This window comes from Blastococcus sp. URHD0036, assembly GCF_000701365.1.
Classification (GTDB): domain Bacteria; phylum Actinomycetota; class Actinomycetes; order Mycobacteriales; family Geodermatophilaceae; genus Trujillonella.
Genome location: NZ_KL370778.1, coordinates 177,443 through 190,712, shown reverse-complemented (window position 1 = coordinate 190,712; position 13,270 = coordinate 177,443). Strand labels below are relative to the sequence as shown.

Annotated in this window: 15 protein-coding genes; 10 read left to right on the top strand and 5 right to left on the bottom strand. The window is 75.0% G+C overall.

The window, feature by feature from the left end; translation table 11 throughout:
- Window positions 1-47: 47 nt before the first annotated feature.
- Window positions 48-1,175 carry an NDMA-dependent alcohol dehydrogenase gene (locus tag N555_RS0124695; RefSeq protein ID WP_029434161.1) on the bottom strand — a complete coding sequence of 376 codons (1,128 nt, stop codon included), beginning with the start codon at window positions 1,173-1,175 and terminating at the stop codon, window positions 48-50.
- 129 nt (window positions 1,176-1,304) lie between these two features.
- On the opposite strand from N555_RS0124695, the gene N555_RS0124690 reads away from it, so the two are divergent.
- Together N555_RS0124690 and N555_RS0124685 are read left to right on the top strand one after the other, a co-directional pair.
- The gene (locus N555_RS0124690; RefSeq protein WP_029434160.1) at window positions 1,305-2,717 is read left to right on the top strand and encodes a bifunctional 3-(3-hydroxy-phenyl)propionate/3-hydroxycinnamic acid hydroxylase; all 1,413 of its coding nucleotides are present in this window, start codon (window positions 1,305-1,307) and stop codon (window positions 2,715-2,717) included.
- Between the two features lie 35 nt (window positions 2,718-2,752).
- A complete protein-coding gene (locus N555_RS0124685; RefSeq protein WP_029434159.1) occupies window positions 2,753-2,956 on the top strand; it encodes a hypothetical protein in 204 nt (67 codons plus the stop codon).
- Window positions 2,957-2,993: 37 nt separating this feature from the next.
- Here N555_RS0124685 and N555_RS0124680 read toward each other — a convergent pair whose 3' ends face one another.
- Window positions 2,994-3,488: an SRPBCC family protein gene (locus tag N555_RS0124680; RefSeq protein ID WP_029434158.1), complete on the bottom strand. Its 495-nt coding sequence runs from the start codon at window positions 3,486-3,488 to the stop codon at window positions 2,994-2,996.
- Window positions 3,489-3,531: 43 nt separating this feature from the next.
- Here N555_RS0124680 and N555_RS0124675 point away from each other — a divergent pair, with 43 nt between their 5' ends.
- Window positions 3,532-4,737: a cysteine desulfurase-like protein gene (locus tag N555_RS0124675; RefSeq protein WP_029434157.1), complete on the top strand. Its 1,206-nt coding sequence runs from the start codon at window positions 3,532-3,534 to the stop codon at window positions 4,735-4,737.
- 41 nt (window positions 4,738-4,778) lie between these two features.
- Here N555_RS0124675 and mftR read toward each other — a convergent pair whose 3' ends face one another.
- Window positions 4,779-5,378, bottom strand: a complete 600-nt coding sequence (gene mftR / locus N555_RS0124670; RefSeq protein WP_029434156.1) for a mycofactocin system transcriptional regulator — start codon at window positions 5,376-5,378, stop codon at window positions 4,779-4,781.
- Between the two features lie 128 nt (window positions 5,379-5,506).
- On the opposite strand from mftR, the gene mftA reads away from it, so the two are divergent.
- From mftA to mftC, 3 genes are read left to right on the top strand one after another with little or no spacing between them, the layout of a single operon-like run.
- Window positions 5,507-5,626, top strand: coding sequence for a mycofactocin precursor MftA (mftA, locus tag N555_RS27625; protein ID WP_081866472.1), 120 nt, complete (start codon window positions 5,507-5,509; stop codon window positions 5,624-5,626).
- 8 nt (window positions 5,627-5,634) lie between these two features.
- Window positions 5,635-5,958, top strand: coding sequence for a mycofactocin biosynthesis chaperone MftB (mftB, locus tag N555_RS0124660; protein ID WP_231503149.1), 324 nt, complete (start codon window positions 5,635-5,637; stop codon window positions 5,956-5,958).
- Window positions 5,955-7,184, top strand: coding sequence for a mycofactocin radical SAM maturase (mftC, locus tag N555_RS0124655; protein WP_029434154.1), 1,230 nt, complete (start codon window positions 5,955-5,957; stop codon window positions 7,182-7,184). The genes mftB and mftC overlap by 4 nt, the downstream gene beginning before the upstream one ends.
- Before the next feature lie 280 nt (window positions 7,185-7,464).
- On the opposite strand, the gene N555_RS0124645 is transcribed toward mftC, so the two are convergent.
- Window positions 7,465-7,944: a pyridoxamine 5'-phosphate oxidase family protein gene (locus N555_RS0124645; RefSeq protein ID WP_029434153.1), complete on the bottom strand. Its 480-nt coding sequence runs from the start codon at window positions 7,942-7,944 to the stop codon at window positions 7,465-7,467.
- Window positions 7,945-8,166: 222 nt separating this feature from the next.
- Here N555_RS0124645 and N555_RS0124640 point away from each other — a divergent pair, with 222 nt between their 5' ends.
- Complete coding sequence (locus N555_RS0124640; RefSeq protein WP_029434152.1) at window positions 8,167-9,444, top strand: multidrug effflux MFS transporter; 1,278 nt, start codon at window positions 8,167-8,169, stop codon at window positions 9,442-9,444.
- A 9-nt stretch (window positions 9,445-9,453) separates the two neighbouring features.
- Window positions 9,454-10,152, top strand: coding sequence for a mycofactocin biosynthesis peptidyl-dipeptidase MftE (gene mftE / locus N555_RS0124635; protein ID WP_029434151.1), 699 nt, complete (start codon window positions 9,454-9,456; stop codon window positions 10,150-10,152).
- Window positions 10,153-10,171: 19 nt separating this feature from the next.
- On the opposite strand, the gene N555_RS0124630 is transcribed toward mftE, so the two are convergent.
- Window positions 10,172-11,173: an iron-siderophore ABC transporter substrate-binding protein gene (locus N555_RS0124630; RefSeq protein WP_029434150.1), complete on the bottom strand. Its 1,002-nt coding sequence runs from the start codon at window positions 11,171-11,173 to the stop codon at window positions 10,172-10,174.
- An 87-nt stretch (window positions 11,174-11,260) separates the two neighbouring features.
- Here N555_RS0124630 and N555_RS0124625 point away from each other — a divergent pair, with 87 nt between their 5' ends.
- A complete protein-coding gene (locus N555_RS0124625) occupies window positions 11,261-11,803 on the top strand; it encodes a cysteine hydrolase family protein (protein ID WP_029434149.1) in 543 nt (180 codons plus the stop codon).
- The gene (mftF, locus tag N555_RS0124620) at window positions 11,800-13,230 is read left to right on the top strand and encodes a mycofactocin biosynthesis glycosyltransferase MftF (RefSeq protein WP_029434148.1); all 1,431 of its coding nucleotides are present in this window, start codon (window positions 11,800-11,802) and stop codon (window positions 13,228-13,230) included. The genes N555_RS0124625 and mftF overlap by 4 nt, the downstream gene beginning before the upstream one ends.
- Window positions 13,231-13,270 lie beyond the last annotated feature (40 nt).

The following is a 13,270-nucleotide window of genomic DNA, read 5'->3' as shown; positions in this document are numbered from 1 at the left end:
CGGAGTGGATTCGTGGGCGTCACGCCCACGAATCCACTCCCCGCAGGTCAGCGGTCGGCGTCGGTGTAGACGATCATCCCGCGGATGTTCTTGCCGTCGCGCATGTCCTGGTAGCCCTGGTTGACGTCCTCCAGGGAGTACTTCGTGGTCACCAGGTCGTCGAGGTTGAGCTGGCCCTCCTGGTAGAGCGAGAGCAGCTCGGGGATGGCCGCCCGCGGCGCGAGGCCGCCGAAGATCGCGCCCTGCAGGTCCTTCTGCAGCAGGGTCAGCTCGAACAGGCTGAGCTTCACGTCGACGTTGGCGGCGTTGCCCATGCCGGTGACGACCGCGCGGCCGCCCTTGCCGGTGACGCTCAGGGCCGCGGCGACGTCCTCGCCCTGGATGTCGCCGACGGTGATGATCGTCTTCTCCGCCATCCGGCCCCAGGTCAGGTCGTTGATCGGGCCGGTGGCCTCCTCGATGCTGGCGAACGTGTGGGTGGCGCCCATCTCCATGGCCCACTCGCGCTTCTTGGCCACCGGGTCGATGGCGATGACCCGCTTGGCGCCGGCCGCCGCCGCGCCCTGGACGGCGTTCATGCCGACCCCGCCGACGCCCATGACGACGACGTTCTCGCCGGGCCGCACGTCGGCCACCTTCGTCGCCGAGCCCCACCCGGTGGTGACGCCGCAGCCGACGAGCGCGGCGACCTCGAGGGGGATGTCGGGCTCGATCCGCACCACCGACGCCTGGTGCACGGTGATGTAGGGCGAGAACGTGCCGAGCAGGCACATCGGGAGGACGTCCTTGCCCTTGGCCTGGATCCGGTAGCTGCCGTCGGAGATCGACGTGCCGGCCAGCAGGTTCGCGCCCAGGTCGCAGAGGTTCTGCATCCCCTTCGAGCACGGCGGGCACTGCCCGCAGGCTGGGATGAAGGCGGTGACGACGTGGTCGCCCTCCTTCAGCCCCTGCACGCCCGGGCCGACCTTGGTGACGACGCCCGCGCCCTCGTGCCCGCCGATGACCGGGTAGAAGGCGACCGGCGTGCCGCCGGTGACCAGGTGCTCGTCGCTGTGGCACAGGCCCGAGGCGGCGAGCTGGACCTGGACCTCACCCTCCTTCGGGTCGCCCAGCTCGATCTCCTCGATCGACCACTCCTCGCCGACGCCCCACAGCAGTGCACCCTTGGTCTTCACGGTCCGTCCCTCCCTCGGCCCGCTGTCGCGGGCGTGTGCTGCCGGTCACGCTGACCCGGCGGCGGGCACGGCGCAAGCCCAGGCCCGCCGGTTGCAACGTCGTGCAGCGTCGACGGTCAGACTGGGGCGGTGTCCGGCGTCCCGGTGGTCGTGGTCGGCGCCGGGCCGGTGGGGCTGACGGCGGCGCTGCTGCTCGCCCGGCGGGGCCTGCCGGTGCTCGTCCTGGAGCGGCACGCGTCGCCGTACGGCGAGCCCCGCGCGGTGCACCTGGACGACGAGGCGCTGCGCGCGCTGGCCGACGCCGGCGTCGTCGGGGACTTCCTGCAGATCAGCCGGCCGGCCCTCGGGCTGCGCCTGCTCGACGGACATGCCCGCGTGCTCGCCGAGTTCGGCCGCGACCCCGGTGCCGGGCTGCACGGCTGGCCGCAGGCGTCGATGTTCCACCAGCCCGACCTCGAGGCCCTGCTGCGCGCCGCGGTCGGCGCCGAGCCGCTGGTCCGGATCGAGCACGGGGCCGAGGTGACCGGCCTGAGCGAGGACAACGGCGTCGTGAGCGTCCGGGTGGGGGACCGGTCCGTCCCGGCGCGGGCGGTGCTGGGCTGCGACGGCGCGAACAGCACGGTCCGCCGGCTGATCGGCGCCCGGATGCGGGACCTGGGCCGCGCCGACCGCTGGCTGGTCGCCGACCTGCGGGCCGCGGAGCCGCTGCCGGTCTGGCCGGGCGTGCACCAGGTCTGCGATCCCCGGCGCGCGGCGACCTTCATGCCGGTGGCGGGGGACCGGTACCGGTTCGAGGCCCGGCTCGCGCCCGGGGAGACCGCGGCGGACCTGGCTCTGGGTGAGCTCCTCGCGCCCTTCGGGGCGGGCCGCGCGGAGGTCGTGCGGATCGCCGAGTACACCTACCGCCCGCAGGTCGCCGACCGGTGGCGCGCCGGGCGGGTGCTGCTGGCCGGGGACGCCGCGCACCTGACCCCGCCGTTCATCGGGCAGGGACTGGGGCTCGGCCTGCGCGACGTCCACCAGGTGGCGTGGAAGCTGGCCGCCGTCCTGTCCGGCGAGGCCCGCGAGTCGCTGCTCGACACCCACCAGGCGGAGCGCGCGCCGCATGCCCGGGCGCTGGTCCGGCTCGCGGTGCTGGTCGGGGCGCTGATGACCGGTGGCGGGCGGAGCGCGGCCGCGGTGCGCCGGGCGGTGCTCGCCGGGGTGGACCGGGTCCCCGCCGTGGCGGCGTTCGCCACGGACAGTCGCACGCCGCCGCTGCGCCGTGGACCGCTGGTGGAGCGCTCCGGCCGGGCCGGCCGGCGCCTGGCCGGCACGCTGCTGCCCCGCGCGCAGGTGGGGGTCGACGGCCGGCGGTGCCCGGTCGACGAGGTGCTCGGCTCGGGGAGCGCGACGCTCTCCCGCTCGGCGAGCGGGCTGGTGGCGTTCGCGGACGGCCGCCGGATCGTCCTGGACGACGTCGACGGCGTGCTCTCGGAGTGGCTCGGGAGCGCGCACACGGTCGCCGTCCGGCCGGACCGGATCATCCGCTCGGCGGTTTGAGCGTGCCCGCCGCAGTTACGGGTAGGGCTTCCGGTATGCAGACCGACAAGTCCCAGATCGTGGACCTCCTCCGTACCCGTGGCGACGACGCCGCGGCCGACCGCGCCGACCGCGAGCTCCCCGACCAGGTGGACATCCACGAGCACGCCGGCGTGCTCGGCGAGCTCGGTGTCGACCCGATGCAGCTCGCCAGCCAGTTCGCCGGGGGCGGCGGCCTGGGCAACATCGCCGGGACCTGACCGGGAGGGGCCCGGGCGACGCCGTCCGGGCCCCGCGTCAGGCCGCCGGGTCGTCCGGGCGGGTGGCGACGCGCGCGATGGCGGCCAGGGTCGCCGGGATGCCCTCGCGGGCCGCTCGCGTCCGGTCCTCGACCTGCGCCTGCGCGTCGGCGCCGTAGCGCTCGACGAACACCCGCTGCCCGGCCGGCAGGAACTCCCACGACTCGGTCAGCCGGGTGCCCGCGTCGACGGGCTCGAGCGTGAAGGACCAGCGCACCAGCGATCCGCCGACCAGCCAGGCGAACGCACGGCCGCGGTCGGCCACCACCACCTCGCTGCGCGTCTCCCACGTGCGGCCCGGGACCTCGTTGCGGCCGGTGAACCACGCGCCGACCCGCGGGCCGCCGTCCTCGCCCTGCCAGCCCTCGTCCCACCAGCACGCCCGGCAGACCGGGCTCCACTCGCCGGTCCGGGTCACGTCCGACACCAGGTCGTACAGCTCCTCGGCGGAGACGGGCACGACGACCGCATCGCTGTGGGTCAGGCTCTCCATGGCCGGATCCTCGCAGCCGCCCGGCACCCCGCATGCTGACCGGGTGAGCTACGACGTCGCCGCCGTCCGGTCCGCCTTCCCCGCACTCCGGGCCGGCGCCGCCCACTTCGACGGCCCGGGCGGCTCGCAGGTGCCGACGCCGGTCGCCGAGGCCGTCGCCGCCACGCTGACCAGCCCCATCGCCAACCGCGGCCGGCTCACCGCCGCCGAGCGCAACGCCGACGACGTCGTCCTCTCCGCGCGCGCCGCCGTCGCGGACCTCGTCGCCGGGGATCCGCGGGGCGTCGTCTTCGGTCGCAGCATGACCCAGCTGACCTACGACCTCTCGCGCACGCTGGCCGCCGGCTGGGGCCCGGGCGACGAGGTGGTCGTGACCCGCCTGGACCACGACGCGAACGTGCGGCCGTGGGTACAGGCCGCGCAGGCGCGGGGCGCGACCGTCCGGTGGGCGGACCTCGACCCCGCAACCGGGGAGCTGGAACCGTCCGCCGTCGCGGCGGTGCTCGGCTCGCGCACACGGCTGGTGGCGGTGACCGGCGCCTCGAACCTCATCGGCACGCGGCCCGACGTCCCGGCGATCACCGCCCTCGCGCACGAGGCCGGCGCGCTGGCGTTCGTGGACGGCGTGCACCTCACCGCGCACGCCCCGGTCGACGTCGCCGCCCTCGGCGCGGACTTCTTCGCCTGCTCGCCGTACAAGTTCCTCGGCCCGCACCTGGGCTGCCTGATCGCGGCGCCGGAGCTGCTGGAGACGCTGCACCCGGACAAGCTGCTGCCCTCGACCGACGCCGTCCCCGAGCGGTTCGAGCTGGGCACGCTGCCCTACGAACTGCTCGCCGGGACGACGGCGGCCGTCGACTACCTGGCCGGGCTCGGGGGTGGTGCCGGCGACCGGCGGGACCGGCTGGTGCGCGGGCTCACCGCCGTCGAGGAGCACGAGGACCGGCTGCGGGTGCGCGCCGAGGACGCCCTGACCGCGCTGCCCGGCGTCACGCTCTGGTCGCGGGCGCGGCACCGCACGCCGACGCTGCTGATCACCGCCGAGGGGCGCCCGGCGGCCGAGCTCTCGCGCGGCCTGGCCGAGCGCGACGTCAACGCGCCGGCCGGCTCCTTCTACGCGATCGAGCCGTCCCGCCGCCTCGGGCTGGGGGACGCCGGCGGCCTGCGGATCGGCCTGGCGCCCTACACCGACGACGAGGACGTCGACCGGCTCCTGACCGGCCTGACGGAGCTCCTGACCGGGCAATAGCGCCATTGCGCACCGTGCAGAAACGCCATTCTGCCCGGGGGCTAGTGGCCGGGGGCGGCGAGCAGCGCGGGGAAGCCGGCGGCGAGCTCGTCGAAGGCGCGGCGCAGGCCGTCGGCCAGCGGGCCGCCGCCGTTCAGCCACACCTCGAAGGCCGTGGTCGCGGCGGCGCGGGTGCTGGTGGCGACCAGTCGCGGGACCAGCGCGGCGGGGGCGACGCCGGTGCGCCGGGCGACGTGCGCGGCCACGGCGCGGTCGACGTCGGCGTACCGCAGCTGCGAGTGGGCCTGCAGGGCCGGCTCGCCCAGGATCAGCCGCATCCGCTGCTGCAGGAGCGGCAGCTGCGCGGGCGGGTAGTCGTTGACCTCGAGGTAGGCCGCACAGATCGAGGCGAGCACCGGCTGGGCGGGGGAGGTCGCCGCCAGCCGCGCCTCGAGGCGGGCCACGTGGCCGGCGAAGTCGCCCCACACGGCATCGGCCTTGGTGGGGAAGTAGCGGAAGAACGTGCGCCGGCTGATCCCGGCGGCCTCGGCGATCTCGTCGGCGGTGACGCGCTCGAAGCCCTCGGCGGTGAACAGGTCCAGGGCCACCTGCTCCAGGCGCGCGCGGGTGTCGGCGCGCAGATCGGCCTGGGCGGTGGTCACCCGTCCATCCTGTACCGACGGGTCCGCCGCGGGAACCGCCGCGCCGCCGGTTCACCCGGTGTTGCCTGTGGCACCGGGTGTCACTAGCGTTCGGCGCGACCCAGGTCACCCATCTCCGAGGAGGCGTCATGCCCGAGCAGGTCACCGTCAGCACCGAGAACGAGACCCCGGCCGTGGCCGAGGAGGCGCTGGTCGAGGAGACCCTCGTCGAGGAGGTCTCCATCGACGGCATGTGCGGCGTCTACTGAGCCAGCCGGTGACCACCGCCGAGCCCGCTGCCGTGGACCAGGACGCCCCGGGGGCCGCGTTCGACCCGGAGCTCCCCTGGCAGCGGGCCCGGTCGGTGGCGATGCGCCCGGAGCCGTTCGGGGCGCTCGTGTACCACTTCGGGAACCGCAAGCTGTCGTTCCTGAAGTCGAAGCTGCTGGTCAGCGTCGTGGAGTCACTGGAGCAGCACCCGAGCGTGCACGCCACGCTCGAGGCCTGCGCGGTGCCCGAGGCGCAACGGCCCGCCTACGTCAAGGCGCTGGCCGACCTCTCGCGCTCGCAGATGATCGAACTCAGGGAGCTGCCCGCATGACCGCCGTCCTGCCGTCCCGCCCCACCGTCCGCCCCGACCGTCCCGTCGGTGGCCGGCTGATCGACCAGTTCGAGTACGGCCTGGACGCCCCGATCTGCCTGACCTGGGAGCTCACCTACGCCTGCAACCTGGCGTGCGTGCACTGCCTGTCGTCCTCCGGCCGGCGGGACCCCCGCGAGCTGTCGACCGCCGAGGCCGAGCGGGTCATCGACGAGCTGCAGCGGATGCAGGTCTTCTACGTCAACGTCGGCGGCGGCGAGCCCACCGTGCGGCCGGACTTCTGGCACCTGCTCGACTACGCGATCGACCACCAGGTCGGCGTCAAGTTCTCCACCAACGGCATCAAGCTCGACAAGAAGCGGGCCGCGCAGCTGGCGGCGACCGACTACGTCGACGTGCAGCTCTCCCTCGACGGCGCGACCGCCGAGGTCAACGACCGGGTCCGCGGCACCGGCTCCTTCGCGACCGCCACCCGGGCGCTGGAGAACCTGGCCGAGGCCGGGATGAAGGACTTCAAGGTCTCGGTCGTCGTCACCCGCGAGAACGTCGGTCAGCTCGACCAGTTCAAGGCGCTGACCGACTCCTTCGGCGCGCAGCTGCGGATCACCCGGTTCCGGCCCTCGGGCCGCGGGGCCGACGTGTGGGACGAGCTGCACCCCACCCAGGCCCAGCAGCGCGAGCTCTACAACTGGCTGCTCGCCAACGGCGACAACGTGCTCACCGGCGACTCCTTCTTCCACCTCTCCGCGTACGGCGAGGCGCTCCCCGGGCTGAACCTGTGCGGCGCGGGGCGCGTGGTCTGCCTGATCGACCCGGTGGGCGACGTCTACGCCTGCCCGTTCGCCATCCACGAGAACTTCCTGGCCGGCAACGTCCGTGACGAGGGCGGCTTCCAGCGGGTCTGGCAGACCTCGGACCTGTTCCAGGAGCTGCGCTCGCCGCAGACCGGCGGCGCCTGCACCAAGTGCGCGCACTTCGACGCCTGCCGCGGTGGCTGCATGGCGGCGAAGTTCTTCACCGGCCTGCCGCTGGACGGTCCCGACCCCGAGTGCGTGCAGGGCTACGGCGAGACGGCGCTGGCCGCCCGCGACGCCGACCGGACCGCGCCGAAGTCGCACATCGACCACTCGCACTCCGGCCCGGTGCGTGGCCAGCCGACGCTGCTGGGGTTCCCCTCCATCCCGGCCAAGCTGTGCGACGAGTCGCCCCTGGCGGGCATGCAGTAAGGGTCAGGGCAGCCGCACCACGCCCCGGCCGTGCTCCGGCAGCAGGTCCGGGGTGAGGTCGGCCAGGGTCATGGTCAGCAGCAGGGCGATCAGGACGACGACGAGGAACACGGTGCACCTCCTGGTGGGGTGCACCGAGCCTCGTCCTGCCGGCTGAGGGCCTCCTCCGGTTCCGCTGCGAGCCCGCTGGGAGCGCGCCCACCCGGGAGTGTGCAGTCGTCCACCGCATCCGTCGCGGATGCGGTGGACGAGTGCACAGTGGCGACCTCGGCGGGCCGCGTCAGAGGTCGACGACCTCGTTCTCGCCCGCGTCGATCCGCTGGCCGGTGGCCTTGGCCTTCACGAAGCTGAAGGCGGTGGCCAGCCGGCCGCCGGGGCTGTCCCAGTACTCCGCCGAGTCGCCGTCCACCCGGACCAGGACGACGGACGGGTCCTCCGGGCCCTGCGGGAGCCACGCCTCGGCCCCGCCGTTCCACAGTTCCTTCTTCTTCGCGACGTCGTCCACGACCGCCGCCTGCCCGGTCAGCGACACCCAGGTGCCACCGGAGCCGATCCCGACGTTGACCTGCGGCGAGGCCCGGATGTGGTCGAGCCAGTCGGCGCCGCGCTCGGCGAAGAACCACAGGTCACCGTCGAACTCGACCTCCTGCAGCGTCATCGGGCGGCTGGTCAGGGTCCCCGTCGGCGTCGTCGTCGTGAGGAAGCCGAAGCGCTCCCCCTTGATCAGCTCGGCGACCTTGTGTGCGTCCTCGGTGCTCATGTCCCGTCCTCTCCTCTGTTCCTGTCCACCGGGTGCCCTCGCGCCGGTCCCGTGACACGTGGGCTGCCGACGGGCTACAAAGGACAGGGGAAACCGAAAGGCATACGAGAGACGGCGCAGCGACGCGCCGGGACCGGGAATGCCGGGGCGACGCAGCCCCTTGGGCCCGACGAGCCGGGAGCGCAGCACCCGGGGGACACACCCGGACACAGGAGCGCTCGCGTGACCACGACGCACGACCGGCCGACCGCGGCCGAGGCGGCCGCCGCCAGCCCCGCGCCTCCGGGCATGGCACGGACCGCCCTGACGCTCGGCGCCTTCGTCGCGCTCGGGCCGCTGACGATCGACCTCTACCTGCCGGCACTGCCGACCGTGGCCGACGACCTGCTGACGACGTCGGCGGGCGTCCAGCTCACGCTGACCGGCACCCTGGTCGGGATGGGGCTGGGGCAGCTCGTCCTGGGCCCGCTGTCCGACGCCCTCGGCCGCCGCACGCCGCTGCTGGCCGGCACCGCCCTGCACGTCATCGCCTCGCTGCTGGTCCTGGTGGCGCCCAACGTCGCCGTCCTCGGCGTGCTGCGGTTGATGCAGGGCATCGGGACGGCGGCCGGCATGGTCGTCGCCCTCGCCGTCATCAGCGACCTGTTCAGCGGGCGCGCGGCGGCCACGATGATCTCGCGGCTCATGTTGGTGATCGGCGCGTTCCCGGTGCTCGCGCCGGCGCTGGGCGGCCAGGTGCTGCGCTACACGTCCTGGCGCGGGGTCTTCGTCATCCTCGCCGCCTACGGCCTGCTGCTGCTGGTCGTCGGGTGGTTCGTCGTGCGCGAGACGCTCCCCCCGGAGCGCCGCCTCGCCGTCGGGGTGCGCAGCACGCTGGCCAGCTACCGGGGGCTCTTCCGGGACCGGGTGTTCGTCGGCCTGGTGCTCGTCGGTGGCCTGGTGATCGCCGGGCTCTTCAGCTACGTCTCGGGCGCCGCGTTCGTCTACCAGGACGAGTTCGGCCTCGACGAGCAGGAGTTCGGGCTCTTCTTCGGGGCCGGTGCGATCTGGTTGATCGCCGCCACCCAGCTCAACCCCGTCCTGCTGAAGCGGTGGCCGCCCTCCCGCGTGCTGCTCGGGGCGACCATCGGCGGTGTGGTCGCCGGCGCGCTCCTGGCCGGCCTCGCACTGGTCGACACCGGCAGCATCTGGGCGGTGGCGGTGCCCATGTGGGCGGTCCTGTTCGCCACCGGCCTCGGTCTCCCCAACGCACCGGCCCTGGCGCTGGCCCGGCACGGGGACACGGCCGGCACCGCCGCGGCGATGCTCGGTGCCGTGCAGTTCGTGGTCGGCGCCGCGGTCGCCCCGCTGGTCGGGGTGCTCGGGAACGACGCGCTGGCCATGGGCACGGTCGTCGTCCTGGCCCTGACGCTGGCCCTGGTGGTCCTGGTCGTGGTCGTGCGGCCGTGGGAGCTGCCCGACCCGTCCGACGACGACGAGGTCCTGGTCATCGCTCACTAGGGTTCCCGGGTGCGCTCCCTCGCTGCCGCGACCTGGCCGGACCTGCCCGAGTCGGCACTGCTGCTGGTGCCGCTGGGCGCGGTGGAGCAGCACGGCCCGCACCTCCCGCTGATCACCGACACCGCGGTCGCCGCGGCCGTCGCCGACGCGGCGGTCGACCGGATCGACTCGGCGTTGCTGGCCCCGGCCCTGGCCTACGGCGCGAGCGGTGAGCACGAGGATTTCCCCGGCACCATCTCGCTGGGCACCGAGGCGCTGACCGGCCTGCTGGTCGAGTACGGCCGGTCGGCGTGCCGCTGGGCCGGCCGGGTGCTGCTGGTGAACGGCAACGGCGGCAACCTGGACGCCCTCCGGACGGCGGGGGCGCTGCTCCGCACCGAGGGCCGTGACGTCGCCTGGTGGCCGTGCGGGGTGCCCGGTGGCGACGCCCACGCCGGCCGCACCGAGACGTCGCTGATGTTGCACGTGGAACCCGAGTGGGTGCTGGGACAGCGGGCGGTGGCCGGCGATCGCACCCCGATCGGCGAGCTGCTGCCCCGGCTGCGCGCCGAGGGGGTGCGCGCGGTCAGCGAGAACGGCGTCCTGGGGGATCCGGCCGGCGCCGGCGCCGCCGAGGGGGCCGAGCTGCTGGCCGGCCTGGCCGACCGGCTGGTGGCCGCCGTGGCCGGGTGGCAGGTGGATCCGGCGACCGGGCGGCTCGGGAACTGAGCCGCCCGGTCGGGACGGCTCAGCCGGCCAGCGCCTCGGCGAACAGCGGGACGGCGTTGTCGAGGGCGTACGCGATGCCGCTGACCGAGGCGGCCGAGAAGGCGTCGGCGACGGCCTTGTCCTCGAGGACGACCGCGTGGCCCTGCTGGACCGACGTCAGCGTCTCCCAGAGCGGGTTGCCGGTGATCTCGCTGACCTCGACGTAGATCGGGAAGACGACGGTCAGCGCGGCGTCCAGCAGCGACACCTGCTCGTCGCCGACCGGGATGAAGAAGTTCTCGCCGGCCTCGTCCTGGATGGCCTCCTTGTTCACGAAGCCCAGCTGCTCCATGAGGTCGACCCGGCCGTCGCCGCGCACGTAGGCGCCGAAGCCCTCCGACGTGTAGGCGCCGACGGCGACCTCGACGCCCTCGAACTCGGGGTGCTCGGCGGCGGCATCGGCGATCCGCTGCTCGAGGTCGGCGGCGAGCTCATCTGCCTCGGCCGTCCTCCCGAGGGCCTGGCCGACGAGCTCGAGCTGCTGCTGCCACGAGGTCTGGTACGGGCCCACGCCCTCGGGCTGACCGACGGTGGGCGCGATCTGGCTCAGGGAGTCGTAACGCTCCTGGGTGGCCGACGAGCGGGTGTCCAGGATCAGGTCGGGCTCGAGCGCGGCGATGGCCTCGAGGTCGGGCTCCAGCGTCTCGATGATCTCGGGCGCCTCGTCGTAGGACTCCTCGACCCACTCGCCGAGCCCGTCCCCGCCGACGGCGAGCCAGTCGCTGGCCCCGACCGGCTGGACACCGAGGGCCAGCGCCGTCTCCGCGTCCGACCAGCCCAGCGCCACGACGGTGATCGGCTCCTCGTCGATCGTGACGTCCCCGAACGCCGTCTCGATCGTCACGGGGAAGGCGCCGGAGGACGACGACCCGCCGTCGCCGCCGCCGGACTGGGCGTCGTCGTCGCCGTCGTCCCCGCATCCGGCGAGCAGCAGGGCGGCGGCCACCAGGGCGGCCGTGCGGGTGGGGACTCGGGACGGCATGCGGAACTCCTCGATCGGCGGATAGGCAAGGCTCACCTAACCCCATGAGGGTCACGGCCCGGTCACGGCCGTCGCTAGCCTGGCGACGTGCGTCCCGAGGGGTGGCTGGTCGTCGTCGACCTGCAGCAGGTGTTCCGCGATCCCGACTCGCCGTGGACGACGCCTCGCTTCGACGAGATCCGGCCGAACGTCCGCCGGCTCGTGGCGGCGTTCGGCGACCGCGTCGTCTTCACCCGGTTCGTCGCCCCGGAGAAGCCCGAGGGCGCCTGGGTCGACTACTACGAGCAGTACGACTTCGCCCTGCAGCCACCGGAGGCGCCGCTGTACCGGCTGGTCGAGGACCCGGGCCCGGCGCCCGTGGTCGACACGACCACCTTCGGCAAGTGGGGGCCCGAGCTGGCCGGCATCGTCGGAGAGGGCCCGCTGACCCTGGCCGGCGTGGCCACCGACTGCTGCGTGCTGTCGACAGTGCTCCCGGCCGCCGACGCCGGCATCGCGGTGCGGGTCGTCTCCGACGCGTGTGCCGGGGCGAGCGACCGGGCGCACGAGGACACGCTGCGGCTCGTCGGCGGCTACGCGCCGCTGGTGCAGGTGGCGACCACCGCCGCGGTGCTCGGAGGCCTGGGCTGAGCCTCCCCGCGGCGCCGGATGCTCGGCTGCCGGACGGCTGGACCGTCCGGCTCGACCCGGGCGTGCGCCGCCGGGACGGCGGGACGGCGCTGCTCGGTGGTTCCCCCCGGCGGCTGCTGCGCCTGCGCCCGCGGGCGCTCGAGCTGCTGCGCGAGGACCGGCTGACGGTCACCGACGCGGGAACGGCGGCGCTCGCGGGCCGGCTGCTCGACACCGGGATCGGTCATCCCGACCTGGGCGCGCTGCCCGACCCCGGGACGACGGTCACCGTCGTCGTCCCGGTGCGGGACCGCACCGCCGGGGTCGCCCGCCTCCTGGCCGCCCTCCGCGCCGATCCCGACACCGTGGCGCTGCCGGTCCTCGTCGTGGACGACGGCTCTTCCGACCCCGCCGCCCTGGCCGCGGTCGCCGCCGCGGCGGGTGCGGACGTGCTGCGCCACGACGTCTCGCGGGGCCCGGCCGCGGCCCGCAACACCGGCCTGCGCGCCGCGGACACCCCGCTCGTGGCGTTCCTGGACTCCGACTGCGTGCCGCGCCCCGGCTGGCTGCCGGCGCTGCGCGGCCACCTCGGCGACCCGCGCCTCGCCGTCGCCGCCCCCCGCATCACCTCCCTGCGGTCCACGACCGGGCCGCTGGCCGCGTACGAGGCGGCGGTCAGTGCCCTGGACATGGGCCCCGCCGCGGCGGCGGTCCGCCCGCTGACCGCGGTCTCCTACGTCCCCAGCGCCGCGCTGCTGACCCGGCGGGCGGCGCTCGGTCCGGGGTTCGACGAGTCGATGCGGGTCGCCGAGGACGTCGACCTGGTCTGGCGGCTGCTGGCGGCCGGCTGGCGGATCCGGTACGAGCCGGCTGCCGAGGTGGCGCACGAGCACCCGGCGACCCTGGGCTCGTGGCTGGGCCGGCGGGCCTTCTACGGCACCGGGGCCGCCCTCCTGGCGCAGCGGCACGGCGCGGCGGTGGCGCCGGTCGTCGTCCTGCCCTGGACGGCGGCCGCCGTGGGTCTGGCCGTGTCCGGGTCGGCGCTCGGCCGGCTGGGTGCGGCCGGCGTCCTGGCGGGCGCCACGGTGCGCCTCGCCCGCCGGCTGGCCCCGCCGGGCGCGCGCCCGCCGGTCGCCCTGGCCGCGGGGCTCGTGCTCCGGGGGACGGCGACGGCCGGCCGGACGTTCGCCCGCGCCGCCACCCGCCACCACTGGCCGCTGGCGGTCGCCGCCGCGGTGTTCTCCCGCCGCGCACGCGTCCTCCTGGCCGGGGTCGCCCTCGCCGACGGGCTGGCCGGCTGGTGGCCGCACCGGGCGGAGGTGGGGGCGGCCACCTTCGTCGCGGCCCGCCGGGCCGAGGACCTCGCCTACGGCGCGGGCCTCTGGGCCGGTGCGCTGCGGGCCCGCAGCGCCCGGGCGCTGCTGCCGGCGAGCCCGCCTCCGCTGTGAGGGTGCCGAGGACCCTGGTGCGCGGCCGCTCCACCAGGGA